Here is a 17,718-nt window from a genome sequence, read left to right on the forward strand (position 1 = left end):
AGGGGCAGCAACGCCCCTCCGGCTGGTCGGACGTCAGCCGCCGCGACGCATCATGTCGAAGAACTCGGCGTTGTTCTTCGTCGGCTTCATCTTGTCGAGGATGAATTCCATGGCCTGGACTTCATCCATGTCCGAGATGAACTTGCGCAGGATCCAGATCTTCTGGAGGATCTCCGGTTTGATCAGCAATTCCTCGCGGCGCGTGCCGGACTTGTTGAGGTTGATGGCCGGGTAGACGCGCTTCTCCGCAAGGCGGCGCTCGAGGTGCACTTCCATGTTGCCGGTGCCCTTGAACTCTTCGTAGATCACGTCGTCCATGCGGCTGCCGGTTTCGATCAGCGCGGTCGCGATGATGGTCAGCGAACCGCCTTCCTCCAGGTTGCGCGCGGCGCCGAAGAACCGCTTGGGACGTTGCAGCGCGTTGGCGTCCACACCGCCGGTGAGCACCTTGCCCGATGCCGGTACCACGGTGTTGTAGGCACGTGCCAGACGCGTGATCGAGTCCAGCAGGATCACCACGTCGCGCTTCAGTTCGACCAGGCGCTTGGCCTTCTCGATTACCATTTCGGCCACCTGTACGTGGCGGATGGCGGGTTCGTCGAAGGTGGAAGCCACCACCTCGCCGCGCACCGAGCGCTGCATTTCGGTCACTTCCTCGGGACGTTCGTCGATCAGCAGTACGAACAGGTCCGCTTCCGGATGATTGTTGGCGATGGCGTGGGCGATATGCTGCAGCATCACGGTCTTGCCGGACTTCGGCGATGCCACCAGCAGCGCGCGCTGGCCGCGGCCAATCGGCGCGATCATGTCGATGATGCGGCCGGTGATGTTTTCCTCGGCGCGGATATCGCGTTCGAGCGTGAGCGGCCGGTTCGGATGCAGCGGCGTCAGGTTCTCGAACATGATGCGGTTCTTCACCGCTTCGGGCGGCTGCCCGTTGACCTTGTCCACCTTCACGAGCGCGAAGTAGCGCTCGCCGTCCTTGGGCGTACGCACCTCGCCTTCGATCGAATCACCGGTATGGAGATTGAAGCGGCGGATCTGCGAGGGGCTGATGTAGATGTCGTCCGTGCTGGCGAGGTACGAAGTTTCCGGCGAACGCAGGAAACCGAAACCGTCGGGCAGAACTTCCAGCGTGCCGTCTCCGTAGATGGTTTCGCCCATCTTGGCGCGCTTCTTCAGGATGGCAAACATCAGTTCCTGTTTGCGCATCCGTTGCGCGTTGTCGATCTCGAGCGTTGCCGCCATTTCGAGAAGCGCAGACACGTGAAGCGATTTGAGTTCTGTCAGGTGCATAGACGAGGGGTACAGATGGACAGTAGGGGAGCCACTTGGGTGCTCGCTTGGCGACTCACGTGGAGGCCCACTGGGTTCTCAGGGCAGGCAGGCGACCTGCATGACCGGCTCCGGCAAGACGGCATTGCGACCGGCGCGGTGAGACTACTACTGTCAGCGAGCCAGGCTTCTTAACCGAAGCGCCCTGACTGAGTGACCCGAGTGGGTGACCTAACAGGCTGCTGAAGTACTAGCCGCGTAAAAAGCGAAGCTTCCCTCTACAAGCCTGAGGGGCTCGCTATTTTTCACAATCCGGAAGCGCGGCGTCACTTCACCGACTTTTTCGTTGATTTGACGACCGTTTCGGGCCTCATCACCACGATTACTGCAACTGTGGGCGGATTTGTCCCAGCGAGCGCATGCGCACGAGGTTGTAGGCGGCCATACTCAGCACAAACATTTGGTCGACCTTCTTTCGACCGCGCACCATTACCTGGCGCATGCGCCCAACGGTCTTGGCCCATCCAAAGCCTTGTTCAATCAGCTTGCGCTTTTGCTGTGAGATGGCATAACCCTTGGTGCCTGCAATGGCGTCGGGAACGGCCGAGCGCCGGCCGGAGGTGTTTTGTGCGACGTGCGGCGTCACCTTCATCTCCAGGCAGGCTTGAATGAACTCGTGCGCGTCGTAGCCCTTGTCCGCACCCACGGTGACTTCCACATTCAGGTCCTCAATCACCTGCCTGGCATCGTTAAGCATGACCTTCGCGGCCTCGCGCTCGGCGTGTCCGTCCGCATTGGTCACCATGGCGCTGACCACCAGGCCGTGGCGGTTGTCGCTCAAGGTATGACCCATGTAGCGCAGTTCACTGGCGGTTTTGCCCTTGCGATACAGCCTGGCATCGGGATCGGTTTTGGACTCGTGCGTCTCGTTGCTGCGCTTTTCACCCTTGAAGTCAGCACCGTCGTTATCGTCTTTGTCGTCGCCATCCTTGCGTACAAAGCTCTTGTGGCCAGCCCACGCCTTAATCAACGTGCCGTCGACGCTGAAGTGCTCGCCCGACAGCCAGTCCTTCTTCTGCGCGATGGCCAGCACTTCGTTGAAGAAGTCGATCACGGCATCGTGCTTGATCAGCCGTTCCCGGTTCTTGCTGAAGACGCTGGGCACCCAGACCACATCATCCATCGCCAGGCCAATGAACCAGCGATACAGCAAGTTGTAGTGCGTCTGTTCCATGAGCTGGCGCTCCGACCGGACGCTGTAGAGCACCTGCAGCAGCATGGCCCGCAGCAACTTCTCCGGCGCGATGCTGGGCCGGCCACCCTTGATATCGGCCTCGTACATTTGCGCGAACAGCCGATCCATCTTCGCCAGCGCCTGGTTCGCCATGGTGCGGATCGGGCGCAAGGGGTGGGACTTCGGCACGAAATCTTCCAGCCGCCGCATGGTGAACAAACTTTCGGTGAAGGTGTCAGCGCCGCGCATGAATGTGGGGTTGTATGGAGTCCTCAGATTAACGCTTCAGCTAGTCGTCGCGCGGACATCCGCTGCCGGTATTTCAGCAGCCTGCTAAGTGGGTAACTTAAGCGTGAGCAGCAACCTAAAACGACCTAAGCGGAAATAAAGCGACCTAAGCGGAAAGGGGGAAGATATGAGCGAACGCTCGGGGAAATTGTTGATGGCATCTTAGCACAATCCGGCCGGCGCGCCAGGGTTGGCGCACGCACACCGGATCATGCTTTCGGATGATGCCCCCCTGCCGAAGAAGGGGGGCACACCGGCGTCGACGGTGCGACGCGCTTACAGGTTGCCGTCGAGGAACGCGGTCAGTTGCGACTTCGACAGGGCGCCGACCTTCTGCGCCGCGACCGAACCGTTCTTGAACAGGATCAGCGTGGGGATACCGCGGATGCCAAACTTGGCCGGCACTTGCTGGTTCTCGTCGACGTTGATCTTGGCGATCTGGATCTTGTCGCCGTAGTCGCGGGCCACTTCGTCCAGGATCGGGGCGATCATCTTGCAGGGACCGCACCACTCGGCCCAGAAGTCCAGCAGGACGGGCTTGTCGGACTTGAGAACGTCGGCATCGAACGACGCGTCGCTTACATACTTGATTTGTTCGCTCATGGCGGAAAACCTCTGGTTTCGCTCAATTAGTGTTGAAGGCGGAATGCTGAATGCGGGTAACTACTGTGGGCCGAACCGCTACCATACACGAGATTCCGCGGATTCGCCGGACGGCTGCCGAAAGCGCCGGACGGTGTCCTCGAAAACGATATGTTACCAGTTCGATGGAATTCAAGACCCTCGCTGAAACCCGCATCGGGCAAGGCCCGGACAACCCCCACTGACGCCTCGATTGTGCGCTTGCGGCGCGCCTCGCGTGAAACATTGTTTAAATCGCGGCGAAAGATTTAGTCAATCGACAATGCGTTTGGGCGGGGTAGTTTGCCGCCGTGGTTTGACGCGGTTATTCCGCGTCGCAGGGATTTCCCTGAATATAGGGGACCCGGCATGCTCTAGAATGCACATGGGAACACTCTTATTTGGGCTGGCGCGACGCCCCAGTAGAATGGAAGCGCGATATCCCCCGGGCAGTGCCCCGCGCCGGTACCCAGGCCGGTACCCGCGCTGGTACCACGCCGGCACCCACGCCGATGTGCGGACCATCTGCGCGCAAGCCGCTCACCGTTGGCATCCGCACGTAAGCCACTAACCGTAACCGACAAGGCCACCTGACATGAATCCCGATCCCCGTGAACCCCGCGACACGCCGGATGCGGAGCATCTTGGCGACGCGCTCGCGCACCTCAACCAGGCGGTGGAGAGCAACAGCATTGCGACCGGTGCCGCCAAGGGGCTGGTCTATAGCGTGATGGAGACGCTGGGCACCCTGGTCGGCGATCCCGATTTGCCTGAACATGCGCGCTCCGGCTACGAGGGGCTGCTGGAGACCGCCCGCGAGATTCGCGCGCGGCTCGAGGGGCGCGGTCACTGAGCGGGCGGGCGCCGCGCCGGTGCGATCATCCGGGACATTGCGCCGAGGTATTGCTGTTGATCGCGATGGCGGCAGGCGGTCGATCGCGATGGCGGCGGGCGGTCGATCGCGATGGCGGCGGCGCACGCGCGACCGCCGGCCCGACCTTCGTCCCGGTGAGGGCCGGCGCTGGTTGCCCCTGGCGCATGCCGGTGCGGCCGCGCCGCCTTATTCTCCGTGTGCCTGCGCCGCCGTGGTGTTTTCCTCGCGCTTGCCAGGCGTTTGCCTTGACTCTTGCTTGACCCCGATCCCGATCCACAGGGCTCGCGATGTACGTACCGCAAGCGGTGTGCCTCGCGCGCCTGCCGTCTGATATGTCCCGGCTCCAGTTTCCACCCGGCCCCGCGTTTCTCGCACAGGCCGCCACCACCGCGTGGCATTTTCTCGACCACTGCGGCGAGCAGGCTGCGGCCGCGCACGTCGTGGTGCCGACCGCCGCGCAGATCCCGGGCGTGCGCGCCGCGCTGGACGCCGCCGCGCGCGCACGCGGCAAGCCGCGCCTGCTGCCGCGCGTGCTGACGCTCGGCCATTGGCTGCTCGACCTGCCGCCGGACCTCGACGCCGAGCCGGTCCCGGTGCGCAGTCATGCGGCGCGCCTGCTGGCAGTGCAGCAAGCCATTCGCGGGCAGGCGTGGCTGCGTGCCGCGTTTGGCGCGCAGACCGAGGCGGCGGCGTGGGGCCTGGCGCAGACGCTGCTGTCGATCAGCGACGAACTGAGCGCGCGCTGGCTGGAAGATGCCGCCGTGCGCGCCGACGATGACATCGAGGGCGACGACCGTGCCGCGCTGCTGCAGGGCGCGCTGCAGCGAACCTATGCCCACCTTTCGGAGCGGTTTCTCGGCCAGGAGGCGCAGATCGTGCTGGCGTTCTGGCAGCAACTGTCCGGCCCGGACGATCCGCTGCCGGCGCGACGGCGGGCGCTGCAGCGGCTTGCGCAACTGGTCGACGGGCCGGTGATCTGGGTCGCGCCGACACCGCTCACGCCCATCGAGGCCACCTTCCTCGCGCAGGTCGGCGAGCAGGTGCCGACGCTGGAGATCGGCTACGACTGGTCGGGCGGGGCGCACGAGGCGGACGAAGATCTTCGCCACGAGGACGCGTGGGCCGATGACGCCGCCGGCCGGGGCACCAGCGATGACGACAATTTCGGCGATAGCGATAGCGATAGCGATGGCGATGGCGATGGCGATGGCGATGGCGATGGCGATGGCGATGGCGATGGCGATGGCGATGGCGATGGCGCGGCCGACTGGTACACGACGCTGCTCGCGCTCTGGCCCGAGGCGCGCCGCCTGCAACCGCCCCCGGCCGGGCAGGGAGGGACAGCCGCAAGGCGGCGCGCGCCAGCACGCATCGCGCGCGATGCCAGCGCGGCCCGTGGCCCTGCCGCGCCGTCTGCCGGCCGAGCGGCCCCGTGTGCGCGTGGTCGGCAGCGCGCGCTTCGAGGACGAGGCGATTGCCGCCGCCGACCAGCTCGTGGCGTGGCTCAACGAAGGACGTCGGCACGTGGCGCTGGTCGCGCACGATCGCATCGTGGCGCGGCGCGTGCGGGCGTTGCTGGCCCGTGCCGGTGCGCCGGTGCGCGACGAGACCGGCTGGAAGCTCTCGACCACGCGCGCGGCTGCCGCGCTGATGCGCTGGTTCGACGTGCTCGCGCGCGACGGCGATACCAATGCGCTGCTCGATCTGCTGAAGAGCCCATTCTGCCTGCCCGAGGTGGCACACCGTGGCACGGCCATCGCCATGATCGAGCGACAGGTGCGACGCGAGGCGATCACCGGCGGCTGGGCGCGCCTGCGGCACCTGCTGGCCGAGCGCGACGGCGGTGCCGCTGGCGGAACGCGCGCGGGCGCACCCTGTCCTGACCCTTCCGGCCCTTCCGACCCTTCCGGCCCTTCCGACCCTCCCGACCCTCCCGACCTCGATGGCGAGGCGGCCACGCACGAGGCCCGTGCCGCCGCACGCGAGATGATCGTGCGTCTGGCCGACCAGGCCGCCACGTGGCCACGGGGCCAGGCGCAGAAGCCGCTCTCGACCTGGCTCGCGCAGCTCGACACCACGCTCGACGCGCTCGACATGCGTGCCGCGCTCGCGGCCGACGATGCCGGGCGTCAGATGCTCGACGCGCTGGCGCGCCTGGCCGACCTGCCCGACGACGAGACCGGTGCCCATGCCACGCTGGCCCAGCACGAATTTCGCGCGATGCTGTCGGCCATTCTCGAGTCGGTGGCCTACAAGGAGCCCACCGCGCCGAGCGCATCGCGCATCACGATCCTGCCGCTCAACGGCGCGCGCATGCGCCGCTTCGAGGGCGTGGTCATCGTCGGCTGCGACGATGCGCAACTGCCGTCGAGCGCGGCGGAACTGATGTTCTTCTCCAACCAGATGCGGCGCGAACTCGATCTGGAAGACCGCGAGGCGCGCTTTGCGCAGCAGGCCCGCGATCTTGCCGAGGTGCTGCTCAACAACGACGACGTCGTGCTTACGTGGCAGCGGTTCGGCGCACGGGGCGAGCCGCATCACGTGTCGGGCTGGATCGAGCGCCTGTCGGCCTGCTGTCGTCGCGCCGGTGCGCCGATCGAAACCGCTGCCGCGCCGCGCCTGTTCGACACCGTTGCGCGGCCGGGCCGCATGCCGGCTCCGTCCGCGCCCGCGCACGTGCCGGTCCGCTGGAGCGCGCAGGCGTACAACATGCTGCGCCGCTGTCCGTACCAGTTCTTTGCCGGCCGCATGCTGGGCCTGGCCGGTCTGGAAGACGTCAGCGACGACCTTGAGAAGCGCGATATCGGCAACCTGCTGCACCGCGTGCTGCACCGCTACCACAGCGAAATGCAGGCGCAGGAGATCCGCGATCCCGCGCACCGCCTGGCGCGCCTGCGCGAGATTTCCGAGCACGAGTTCGGCCCGCTGATGCGCGACGACGGCAATGCCATCGGCTACTACTGGCGCTGGTGCGAGGTCCTGCCGTCGTATGTGCAATGGCAGGCCGCGCGCGAAGCCGAGGGTTGGCACTGGCAGGGCGGGGAGATCGACGTCAGCGTCGAGATCGGCATGCGCGATGGCGTGCCGCTGCGTCTGGCCGGCCGGATCGACCGCGTCGACATCGGTCCCGATGGTAGCCGCGCCGTGCTCGACTACAAGACGCAGAGCGCAGCGCGCCTGCGCCGCAAGGTCGGCGACGTCGAGGAGGATTGCCAGCTGCCGTTCTATGGCCTGCTGCGCAAGGACGCGCATGCGGGCAGCTGGATTGCGCTGGAGGGGGCGAAGGACGGTCCGTCGCAGGACCAGCCGGCCCGGCAGCGCGAGGTCGACCTGCCCGATTTCGATGGCGCGGTACGCTGGCTCGAGGGCCAGCTGCGCAGGGACGTCGGCCGCCTGCGCGAGGGCGCGCGGCTGCCGGCGTTCGGCGATGCCTCCGCCTGTACGTATTGCGAAGCGCGCGGCCTGTGCCGCAAGGGCTTCTGGGAATCCACCGCACTGCCTGATCTGACATGACCGCCCACGCTTACCTGCGCGACGGCCACACCGTCTCCGAAGCCGATTTCACGCGTGCGGCGTGCGATCCCGTCCGTTCCGTCGTGGTGGAGGCCTGTGCCGGCAGCGGCAAGACGTGGCTGCTGGTGGCGCGCCTGGTGCGGCTGCTGCTGGCGGGCGCGCAACCGCACGAGATTCTCGCCATCACCTTCACGCGCAAGGCTGCCGAGGAAATGCGCGAGCGTCTGCTCGAGGTGCTCGCGGAACTCGCCGGCGCGAGCGATGCGGATGTTATTGCCGCGCTGACCATGCGCGGCCTCGATGCCGACGCCGCGCGTGCGGCGCTGCCGCGCGCGCGCAACCTGCACGCGCAGGTACTGGCCGCGCCGGGCCGCATGGCCATCGATACGTTCCACGGCTGGTTCGGCACGCTGCTGCGCGGCGCGCCGCTGTCGTCGGGCATCGTGCCCGGCGCGATGCTGCGCGAGGACGCGCTGCGCATGAAGCGCGAGGCCTGGGCGCCGTTCTGGCGCGCGCTGGCCTCGCCGCCGTACGCGCCGTTGCGCGCCGCGTACGAACGACTGGTGAGTGCCATCGGCGAATTCCAGGCGCGCGCATGGCTCGATCGCATGTTCCACGCACGCAGCGAATGGTGGGCGCTGCGCGAGGCCGGCGATCCGGCCGCGATGCTGGCCGCCGACCTTGGCGACGATGCCGTGAACGACGTTCTGGTGGAGGCGCTCGCCGATGACGACTGGCTCGCCGATTGCCAGCAACTGGCCTCGTTGCTGGGCAATGGGGGCAAGACCGAGCAAGGCCATGCCAATGCCATCGGCGAGGGTCTCGCGGCTATCGCGGCCTGGCGCACGGCGGGCCGCGAAGCGGGCAGCGCGGCCGCGGAAGCCTTTGCGCGCCTGCGCGCGGCGTTCTTCACGGGCGCGGGCAAGCCGCGCGCGCTGCGCCGTACCGCCGCGCTGGCCAAGGCCGCCGGTGGCGACGCCGGTGTCGAGGACGTGCTTGCGCGCCATCTCGAACATTGCACGCGTCTCGACGAAATTGCCGCGCGCCGCTGCGAAGCCGCCGTGCTGGCCGTCAACCTGGCGCTGTACCAGCTGGGCGATGCCTTGCTGGAGCGCTACCAGGCCTACAAGAGCGAGGCGCGCGCGATGGATTTTGCCGACCTCGAATGGCTGGCCGCGCGGCTGATGTCCGACGAGGAAACGGCGACCTATCTGCAGGTGCGGCTGGATGCGCGCTATCGCCATCTGCTGCTCGACGAGTTCCAGGACACCAACCCGCTGCAATGGCGCATCCTGCAAGGCTGGCTGGCCGGCTACCAGGGGCTGGCCGAGCGGCCCACGGTGTTTCTGGTGGGCGATCCCAAGCAGTCGATCTATCGCTTCCGGCGTGCCGATGCGCGTTTGTTCGGCACGGCGAGCGAGATGCTGCAGGCCGAGTTCGGCGCCACCGTGTTGCGCACCAACCGCACGCGCCGCAACCGGCCCGAGGTGCTCGACTGGGTCAACGCAGTGTTCGATGACGCGCGTGCCGGCGGCCGTTATCCGCTCTTCGAGACCCAATCCACCGCGCTGACGGAACCTGGCGGGCCGGTCTGGCTGCTGCCGCTGGTCGAGATGCCGGCGGACGAGGCGGCGCGCAACGAGGCGGCGGCGCTCGCAGGTCTGGACGCCAGCGAAGCCGCTTCGCAGGCTGCGGCCACTGGCACTGGCACTGGCATCGCCACCGCCACCGGCACGCAGGGCGCCGAAGCCGGTCACCGCGACACGCTGAGGCAGCCGCGCACGCAGGAGGGGGATTCGTTGCGCTTCGAGGAGGGGCGTCGCGTGGCCGCATGGCTGCGCCATATCCGCGCGCACGTGCCGGTGCGCGAGAAGGGTGTGGAACGCCCCGCCAGCTGGCGCGACATGCATCTGCTGGTGCGCCGCAAGACCCATCTGGCGGACTACGAACGCGCGTTCCGCGAGGCCGGCATTCCATGCCTGAGTCCACGCCGCGGCGGCCTGCTGGCCACGCTGGAAGCGCTCGATATCTCGGCGCTGCTCGCGTTCCTGATGACGCCGGAGTCGGACCTCGACCTCGCGCACGTGCTCAAGAGTCCGATCGTGGGCGCCACCGACGACGACCTGCTGCTGCTCGCCGGCACCGGGGCCGAGCGCGGCTGGTGGGCCCGCATCGCGTCGACCGACCTCCCGCCGACCGCATCGGACGCGCTGCGTGCTGGTGTGGTGCGCCTGCGCAAATGGCTGGCGCTGGCGCCGCGGCTGCCGGTGCACGACCTGATCGACCGCATCTATGACGAAGGCGAGGTGCGCCGGCGCTATGCGGAGGCCGCGCCGAGCGCGATCCGGGACCAGGTGCTGGCCAACCTCGATGCGTTTCTCAAGCTGTCGCTCGATCTCGACGGCGGCCGCTATCCGAGCTTGCCGAAATTTATCGACGAGCTGCGCGAGATCCGCCGTGGCGACGAGGACGAGAGTCCCGATGAAGGCGGCATGGGCGAATTGGTGGAAGACAGCGAGGCCGAGCCTGAAGACGATGGCGATAGCCAGCTCGATGCGGTTCATATCCTGACCGTGCACGCGGCCAAGGGCCTCGAGGCCCCGTTCGTGGTGCTGCTCGACGCCAACCACAGCGATCCGGCGCCCGATCGGGGCGGCATCCTGGTCGACTGGCCCCCCTCGTCGCGCGTGCCCAGTCATTTCTCGGCCTATGGCAAGCGCGCCGAACGCGGCCTGGCGCGCGCGCATCTGTTCGAGGCCGAGGCGGCGCTGGCCGAGCGCGAGAACTGGAACCTGCTGTACGTGGCGATGACGCGCGCGCAGCAGGGCCTGCTGGTGAGCGGCGTCAATGGACGCAAGGGACGCAATGGCAAGGATGGCGACGGCAAGCGCGAGACCAACGGCGACAACAACGGCGAAAACAATAGCGAGATCGCGGGCAGCTGGTATGTGCGGCTGGCAGCGGCGGGCGTCGGGGAGCCGGTGCCCGCGTATCCGTCGGGCGAGGCGGCAGCGCTGCCGTATGTGACAGCGGCGACAGCCGCAGCGGCACCCGCGGGCGAGCGCGTGCGCTTTACCGACTTCCGCGAACGCTTTCGCGACGCGGGGGTGGTCGACCGCGCCACCGGCAATGGCGACGGGAGCGACGGGAGCGACGGGAGCGACGGGAGCGACGAGACGAGCGGTGCCGACGGCGAGGACGATGACGGTATCGTGTTCGACGCCGCCGCCGCGCGTCATGGCGAACTCGTGCACGCGCTGCTGGAGCGCATCACGCGCTATCCGCAGGCGTTTGGCGCGGTGCCCGATGTCGACACGGTGCTGCGCTGGTTTCCGGCCAGCGGCGCCGGCATGGCGGGCGTGCAGGCGCAATGGCGTGAGCAGGTCGGCCTGGCCGTGCGCGAAGCGGGGGCGATGCTGGCCGCGCCGGCGTTGCGGCCGCTGCTGTTTCCGTCAGACGCGGCCTCCGCACGCAATGAGGTGGAGCTCTACGACGCGCGCGGACGGCTGCTGCGTATCGACCGCCTGGTCGAATTCCACGACCGGGTGGTGATCATCGACTACAAATTGCGATTGCTGCCGCAGGAACGCACGGCCTATGGCGCGCAGCTCGCGCGCTATGTGGCAGCGGTGGCGCCGATGTTTCCGGGCAAACGCATCGAGGCCGGCGTGGCAACGGCGGACGGCGAATGGATCGACGCGCAGTCATTGCGGCCCGTGATGCACGGCGAGCAGGGCTCGTTGTTCTGAAATTCGCGCGGGAATGGCGCAGAATAGACGCGGATGCGGACGGAAAGCCGAAGCAGGGAAGCCGGAAACGGGAACCGCAGGGGGAGGCAGGATGGTGCCGAAGGCAGGTGCCGTACGAAGGCGCCGTACGAACACGCCGCACCGAGGAACAGTGAGGAACGGCGAGGAACGGCGAGGAACAGTCAGGAACAGCGAGGAAAAAAGGTGAAGGGGGACGAGCCTGGCCCTCGGCACTGGTGGAAAACGGCTGTGGCTGCTTCGTTCCCGACCTGACCAGGTTGACCGCGCCACCATGCGAGGAGGCCCGTCCGACCGGCATTGTAACCGAAGCTGCGGCAAGCCGCGAGCGCCGTCCGAAAATCGTTAAAAAAAAGGGCGTGTGAGGACGCATCGCACGCCTGGCACGGGGCACCGCCGCAAGGTATCGCGACAAGGCATCGCGACAAGGTATCGCGACAAGGAATCGCGACAAGGAATCGCGACAAGGAATCGCGACAAGGTATCGCGACAAGGAATCGCGACAAGGCATCGCCAACAAGGCATCGCATATGAACGCAAACGACCAGATTCTTCACGGTGAACTCGCTCCGCAGGACATCTCGATCGAGGTACTGCGCGAGAAGTATGCGAAGGGCGAGGAAACCACCATTGCCGATGTCCGCGCGCGCGTGGCGCGTGCGCTGGCGGAGGCCGAGCCTCCCGAGCAGCGGCAAGGCTGGGAAGCGCGCTTCCTGTGGGCGCTCGAATGCGGCTTTGTGCCGGCGGGGCGCATCAACTCGGCCGCCGGTACCGGCATCCAGGCCACGCTGATCAACTGCTTTGTGCAGCCGGTGGGCGATGCGGTATCCGAATCGCAGGGCGGCAAGCCGAGCATCTACACGGCGGTGGCGCAGGCGGCCGAGACCATGCGGCGCGGCGGCGGCGTCGGCTACGATTTTTCCGCGATCCGGCCGGCCGGTGCGCTGGTGCGGGCCACGCATTCGCGTGCGTCGGGCCCGGTGTCGTTCATGAAGGTGTTCGACGCGTCGTGCGCCACCGTGGAATCGGCCGGCGCCCGCCGCGGTGCGCAGATGGGGGTGCTGCGCTGCGACCATCCCGACATCGAGGCGTTTATCCATGCCAAGGACCGCGGCGAACTGACCAACTTCAATCTGTCGATCGGCGTGACCGACGCGTTCATGGCGGCGGTGGAGGCCGGGGACGACGTCGAGCTCGTGCACGAGGCCGCGCCGTCGCCCGAGATGATCGCCGCCGGCGCCTATCGGCGCGACGATGGCCAGTGGGTCTACCGGCGCGTGCCGGCGCGGCAGTTGTGGGACCAGGTCATGCAGGCCACCTACGATCATGCCGAGCCTGGCATCCTGTTCCTGTCGCATATCAACGCCGACAACAACCTGTATTACTGCGAGACCATCGAGGCTACCAATCCGTGCGCGGAACAGCCGCTGCCGTCGTACGGCTGCTGCTGCCTCGGTTCGATCAACCTGACGCGGTTTGTGCGCGAGCCCTTCACACCGCAGGCGGGCTTCGACTTCGAGGCGTTTGCCGAGGTGGTGCGCGTATCGACGCGCATGCTCGACAACGTGCTGGACGTCACGTTCTGGCCGCTGCCGGAACAGGAGGCCGAGGCCCGCGCCAAGCGCCGTATCGGGCTGGGTTTTCTCGGCCTCGGCAGCGCACTGGTGATGCTCGGACTGCGCTATGACGCCGAGCCCGCGCGCCAGATGGCCGCACGCATCGCCGAGACATTGCGCGACCAGGCCTACCTGGCCTCGGCCGAACTGGCGGCGGAGAAGGGCGCGTTCCCGCTGTTCCGTACCGACGACTACCTGCACGGCGGCTTTGTCAGCCGGCTGCCCGCCCATGTGCGCGAAGCGATGACCACCTACGGCATGCGCAATTCGCACCTGCTGTCGATCGCGCCGACCGGCACCATCACGCTGGCGTTTGCCGACAACGCGTCCAACGGTATCGAGCCCGCGTTCTCGTGGACCTACAACCGTCGCAAGCGCATGCCCGACGATACCTATCGGGTGTTCGAGGTGGCGGACCATGCGTGGCGGCTGTATCGCCATCTCGGGCACGACATGGCGCAATTGCCCGATAGTTTCGTGACCGCGCTGCAGATGTCCGCGCTCGACCATATGCGCATGCTCGAGGCCGTGCAGCCGTATATCGACACCAGCATCAGCAAGACCGTCAACGTGCCCGAGGATTATCCGTACGAGGCCTTCCGCAACCTGTACCTGGAGGCCTGGAAGGCGGGCCTCAAGGGGCTGGCCACCTATCGGCCCAACAAGGTGCTGGGCGCGGTGCTGTCGGTGACGCCGCCGGCCACGCCGGCGCCGGGCGCGGCCCAGGCGGCGCCGCACGACGACGACCCGCTGCTGCGCCAGTTCAACAGCCGGCCGCTGGGCGACCTGGAAGGCGTGACGTCGAAGGTCGAGTACATGACCTACGAAGGCCACAAGACGGTATACCTGACCGTGAATTTCCTGCGCGTGGCGGGCGTGGTGGGCGGCGAGGCGGTGACGGTCGAGCGGCCGATCGAGTTTTTCATGCCGGCGGGCCAGCGCACCGAGGGGCAGCAGTGGATCACGTCGACCATGCGTCTGCTGTCGATGGTGGCGCGCTCCGGCGGGCAGGTGGCCAAGGCGCTGGCCGATATGCGCAACGTGGTCTGGGACAAGGGCACCGTCCGCTATGGCATGGTGACGCGCCCGGACGGCAGCGAGGTGCCGCGCTTTCATGACTCCGAGGTGGCGGCCATCGGCTACGCGCTGCAGCGCATCCTGATCAAGCGCGGCTTTCTCGACGCCGAGGGCATGCCGGTGCCGGTGACAACCCTGGCGGCCCGCCTGGCCCGGCGCGACGGCGGGGCGGGCGGGCTGGGTAGCGACGGGGCCGGCGGCAGCGGTGCCGCGGCGGCGGGCGGCGGCGCGGCCGTGCCGGGGCCGTCGCTCGGCACGGGCACCGGCAAGCCGTGTCCGGAGTGTGGCGCGCATGCGCTGCATCGTATCGATGGCTGCGCCAAATGCGCCAATTGCGGGTATGTGGGGGACTGTGGCTAGGGCGCCGCGGCGGTGGCCGGCGCGGCCGCGATGCAAGGTCTGCCATTTGCTACAATCGCCGCCATGAGTTATCAAGTTCTAGCGCGCAAATGGCGCCCCAGGGATTTCACCACGCTGGTCGGTCAGGAGCACGTGGTCCGTGCGCTCACGCATGCGCTGGAACAGCAACGGCTCCACCACGCCTATCTGTTCACCGGCACGCGCGGGGTCGGCAAGACCACGCTGTCCCGTATCCTGGCCAAGGCCCTCAACTGCACCGGCACCGACGGCAACGGCGGCATTACCGCCGCGCCCTGTGGCCAGTGCAAGGCCTGCACCGAAATCGACAGCGGCCGCTTTGTCGATTACATCGAAATGGATGCGGCTTCCAACCGCGGCGTCGACGAGATGGCGCAGCTGCTGGACAAGGCGGTGTACGCGCCGACGGTGGGCCGCTTCAAGGTCTACATGATCGACGAAGTCCACATGCTGACCAACCACGCCTTCAACGCCATGCTGAAGACGCTGGAAGAGCCGCCGGGACACGTCAAGTTCATTCTCGCCACCACCGATCCGCAGAAGATTCCGGTCACGGTGCTGTCGCGCTGCCTGCAGTTCAATCTCAAACAGATGCCGCCGGGACATATCGTCTCGCATCTGGACCATATCCTCGCGCAGGAAGGCATTGCCCACGATGGCAATGCACTGCGGTTGCTGGCCCAGGCCGCGCATGGCTCGATGCGCGATGCGCTGTCGCTGACCGACCAGGCCATTGCCTACAGTGCCGGCCAGGTGTCCGAGGACGCGGTGCGCGGCATGCTCGGCGCGATCGACCAGAGCTATCTGGTGCAACTGCTCGATGCGCTGGCCGCCGAGGATGGCGCCACCATGATGGGCATTGCGGACTCGATGGCCGACCGCAGCCTGTCGTTTGCAGGCGCGTTGCAGGACCTCGGCTCGCTGCTGCACAAGGTGGCGCTGGCCCAGGCGGTGCCGGCGTCCGTGCAGGAAGAATGGCCCGAGGCCGACGAAGTCCGCCGCCTGGCCGGCGTGTTCGACGCGCAGGAAGTGCAGCTGTTCTACCAGATCGCGAACATCGGCCGCAGTGAACTGGCGCTTGCGCCGGACGAATATGCGGGCTTCACGATGACGCTGTTACGCATGCTCGCGTTCCGGCCGTCGGCCAGTCCGGCGCCGGTGACGGGGCAGGGCGGCGGTGGCCAGGCCGTACGGCCGCGTTCCGGGGGCATGGCGGGCGCCAAGGCGCCGGCGGCGCGCATGGCGATGCCGGAAGCGTCGACGGGTGCGGCCGAGGCCGGCATCGGCCGCCAGACCGCCGAGCCGCATGCCGCGACGCCCGATGGCATGGTCGCGGCGCAGGCCGGGCAGTCTTTGCCGGCGGCACCGACGGTCGCCCCGGTGGGTGCGTCGGTGGGCGCGGCGGCGTCTCCGTTGTCCGCGCCCTCGGTCGCGCCCTTGTCGTCTTCCTCGCCCTCGTCACCCCCGTCGCCATCGTCACCCTCGTCGGACCTGGCGATGCCATTACGGCCGGATGCCGGATCGGGCGAGCTGACCACCGCACAAGCCGCACAAGCCGCACAAGCCGCACAAGCCGCGGATGCTGTGCCGGCCACCGACGTCGCGATGTCGCCCGCGCGTGCCGCGCTGGCGGCCGCGCGTCAGGCCGCCGCCGGTCGCGGTGGACGCCCGGCCTCGGCACCCGCGCCGGTCGCGGCACGCCCGGCCGGCCCGGCAGCCGCGCGCCCGGCGGCGCCGCCCGCCCAGCCGTTGCGGCCGCCCGCCGCCAACCGCCCGGCCGCCGCCGCGGTGGCGGCCCCGGTGCCGCAGCCTGCGGCCGAAGCGATGCCGGCAGCGCCATCGTTGCGTCCGGCCGCCCGCGACGCCGCCGTGGCGCCGCCGCAGGCCCGTCCTGCCGCCGACGCCGGTCAGTTCGCCGGCCGTGCCAATGCCGCCGGTTTTGCCGACCCGGCCAACGACGTGCCGCCTTGGGAAGCGCAGGGTGGCAGCGACGTCCCGCCGTGGGAGGAATTGCCGCCCGACCTGCCGCTGATCGGACCTTATGACAGCGATCCCGGCATGGCCTTCGCGCCAATGCCGACGCGGCCTGCCAACGCACGCCAGGTGACTCCGGCCGGCGAGGGGAGGTCGGGCTCCGGCACCAGCGCGAGCACGGATACCCGGGTTTCGGCACGAGCGGACGCAAGGGCCGACAGCGATAGCCGCGCCGGCGCGCAGGTCGCTGCCCACGCCGACGGTGCCGCCGCGCAGCCCGCCCCCGAGGCCGTGTGCGAAGCCGACGCCGATGGCACGCCGCCGGTCTTCAGCGGCGACTGGCCGGCGCTGGCCGCCAGCCTGCCGCTACGCGGCCTGGCGCGCCAGCTTGCGCACCAGAGCGAACTGGCGCGCGTGGTCGGCCGGGCCGTGTACCTGCGCGTGCCCGTGGCGGCGATCGCCGAAAACGGTGTGGCCGAGCGCCTGCAACAGGTACTGAGCGAACATTTTGGCGTGGCGGTCCGCGTGCAATGCGAGATCGGCGCGGTTTCCGCCACGGCCGCCGCCGTCGATGCCCAGGCCAGAGCCGAGCGCCAGCGCGAGGCCGAGGCCAATATCGAGGGCGATCCGTTTATCCAGGGCCTGCTGCGCGAATTCGGCGGGCAGATCGTGCCTGGCTCGATCCAGCCGCGCGCCGCCTGACACCACACCACCAGGGCGGCTGCCATGACATGGCCGCCCGACACCATCCACACGACTTCAGGAGTAATCCCATGATGAAAGGTCAACTGGCCGGGCTGATGAAGCAGGCCCAGCAGATGCAGGAAAACATGAAGAAGATGCAGGAGCAACTGGCCCAGATCGAGGTCGAGGGCCAGTCCGGCGCCGGTCTCGTCAAAGTGGTCATGACCTGCAAGAACGACGTGAAGCGCGTCAGCATCGACCCGAGCCTGCTCGCGGACGACAAGGACCTGCTGGAAGACCTGGTGGCCGCCGCGTTCAACGACGCCGTGCGCAAGGCCGAGGCCACCACGCAGGAAAAGATGGGCTCGATGACCTCGGGCCTGCCGTTGCCCCCGGGCTTCAAGCTGCCGTTCTGAG

General features: G+C 67.8%; 9 protein-coding genes, 1 other RNA gene and 1 pseudogene. 7 read left to right on the forward strand and 4 right to left on the reverse strand.

What is annotated here, in order from left to right; translation table 11 throughout:
- Window positions 1-33 precede the first annotated feature (33 nt).
- From rho to trxA, 3 genes are all read right to left on the reverse strand, one after another.
- Entirely contained in the window at window positions 34-1,296 is a 1,263-nt protein-coding gene (gene rho / locus DFLDMN_RS01850) for a transcription termination factor Rho (RefSeq protein WP_066734373.1), read from the reverse strand.
- A gap of 361 nt (window positions 1,297-1,657) precedes the next feature.
- The gene (locus DFLDMN_RS01855) at window positions 1,658-2,758 is read right to left on the reverse strand and encodes an IS5-like element ISRme1 family transposase (RefSeq protein WP_205182406.1); all 1,101 of its coding nucleotides are present in this window, start codon (window positions 2,756-2,758) and stop codon (window positions 1,658-1,660) included.
- A 315-nt stretch (window positions 2,759-3,073) separates the two neighbouring features.
- Complete coding sequence (gene trxA / locus DFLDMN_RS01860; protein WP_423196836.1) at window positions 3,074-3,400, reverse strand: thioredoxin TrxA; 327 nt, start codon at window positions 3,398-3,400, stop codon at window positions 3,074-3,076.
- A 613-nt stretch (window positions 3,401-4,013) separates the two neighbouring features.
- On the opposite strand from trxA, the gene DFLDMN_RS01865 reads away from it, so the two are divergent.
- The 4 genes and pseudogenes from DFLDMN_RS01865 to DFLDMN_RS01880 all read left to right on the forward strand — a co-directional run bounded on the left by DFLDMN_RS01865 (window position 4,014) and on the right by DFLDMN_RS01880 (window position 11,554).
- Window positions 4,014-4,271, forward strand: a complete 258-nt coding sequence (locus DFLDMN_RS01865; protein WP_423196837.1) for a hypothetical protein — start codon at window positions 4,014-4,016, stop codon at window positions 4,269-4,271.
- Between the two features lie 353 nt (window positions 4,272-4,624).
- Window positions 4,625-5,374: pseudogene (locus DFLDMN_RS01870) on the forward strand (recombinase RecB); the annotation flags it as partial.
- A 298-nt stretch (window positions 5,375-5,672) separates the two neighbouring features.
- Window positions 5,673-7,805, forward strand: coding sequence for a PD-(D/E)XK nuclease family protein (locus tag DFLDMN_RS01875; protein ID WP_423196838.1), 2,133 nt, complete (start codon window positions 5,673-5,675; stop codon window positions 7,803-7,805).
- Complete coding sequence (locus DFLDMN_RS01880) at window positions 7,802-11,554, forward strand: UvrD-helicase domain-containing protein (protein WP_423196839.1); 3,753 nt, start codon at window positions 7,802-7,804, stop codon at window positions 11,552-11,554. Before DFLDMN_RS01875 ends, DFLDMN_RS01880 begins: the two co-directional genes overlap by 4 nt.
- A 210-nt stretch (window positions 11,555-11,764) precedes the next feature.
- On the opposite strand, the gene ffs is transcribed toward DFLDMN_RS01880, so the two are convergent.
- An RNA gene (ffs, locus tag DFLDMN_RS01885) (signal recognition particle sRNA small type) lies at window positions 11,765-11,863 on the reverse strand.
- A gap of 239 nt (window positions 11,864-12,102) precedes the next feature.
- On the opposite strand from ffs, the gene DFLDMN_RS01890 reads away from it, so the two are divergent.
- The 3 genes from DFLDMN_RS01890 (at window position 12,103) to DFLDMN_RS01900 (ending at window position 17,717) form a co-directional block, all read left to right on the forward strand.
- The gene (locus DFLDMN_RS01890; RefSeq protein WP_423196840.1) at window positions 12,103-14,625 is read left to right on the forward strand and encodes an adenosylcobalamin-dependent ribonucleoside-diphosphate reductase; all 2,523 of its coding nucleotides are present in this window, start codon (window positions 12,103-12,105) and stop codon (window positions 14,623-14,625) included.
- A 63-nt stretch (window positions 14,626-14,688) separates the two neighbouring features.
- Entirely contained in the window at window positions 14,689-17,319 is a 2,631-nt protein-coding gene (locus tag DFLDMN_RS01895) for a DNA polymerase III subunit gamma/tau (protein WP_423196841.1), read from the forward strand.
- Window positions 17,320-17,390: 71 nt separating this feature from the next.
- On the forward strand, window positions 17,391-17,717 hold the full coding sequence (locus tag DFLDMN_RS01900; protein WP_423196842.1) for a YbaB/EbfC family nucleoid-associated protein: 327 nt from the start codon (window positions 17,391-17,393) through the stop codon (window positions 17,715-17,717).
- Window position 17,718 lies beyond the last annotated feature (1 nt).

Source organism: Cupriavidus sp. H19C3, from assembly GCF_049393815.1.
GTDB lineage: Bacteria > Pseudomonadota > Gammaproteobacteria > Burkholderiales > Burkholderiaceae > Cupriavidus.

Bases quoted from the DNA above. Each gene is read 5' to 3' on its own strand.
- rho (WP_066734373.1), bottom strand. From the start codon at position 1,296: ATGCACCTGACAGAACTCAAATCGCTTCACGTGTCTGCGCTTCTCGAA.
- DFLDMN_RS01855 (WP_205182406.1), bottom strand. From the start codon at position 2,758: ATGCGCGGCGCTGACACCTTCACCGAAAGTTTGTTCACCATGCGGCGG.
- trxA (WP_423196836.1), bottom strand. From the start codon at position 3,400: ATGAGCGAACAAATCAAGTATGTAAGCGACGCGTCGTTCGATGCCGAC.
- DFLDMN_RS01865 (WP_423196837.1), top strand. From the start codon at position 4,014: ATGAATCCCGATCCCCGTGAACCCCGCGACACGCCGGATGCGGAGCAT.
- DFLDMN_RS01875 (WP_423196838.1), top strand. From the start codon at position 5,673: ATGCCAGCGCGGCCCGTGGCCCTGCCGCGCCGTCTGCCGGCCGAGCGG.
- DFLDMN_RS01880 (WP_423196839.1), top strand. From the start codon at position 7,802: ATGACCGCCCACGCTTACCTGCGCGACGGCCACACCGTCTCCGAAGCC.
- DFLDMN_RS01890 (WP_423196840.1), top strand. From the start codon at position 12,103: ATGAACGCAAACGACCAGATTCTTCACGGTGAACTCGCTCCGCAGGAC.
- DFLDMN_RS01895 (WP_423196841.1), top strand. From the start codon at position 14,689: ATGAGTTATCAAGTTCTAGCGCGCAAATGGCGCCCCAGGGATTTCACC.
- DFLDMN_RS01900 (WP_423196842.1), top strand. From the start codon at position 17,391: ATGATGAAAGGTCAACTGGCCGGGCTGATGAAGCAGGCCCAGCAGATG.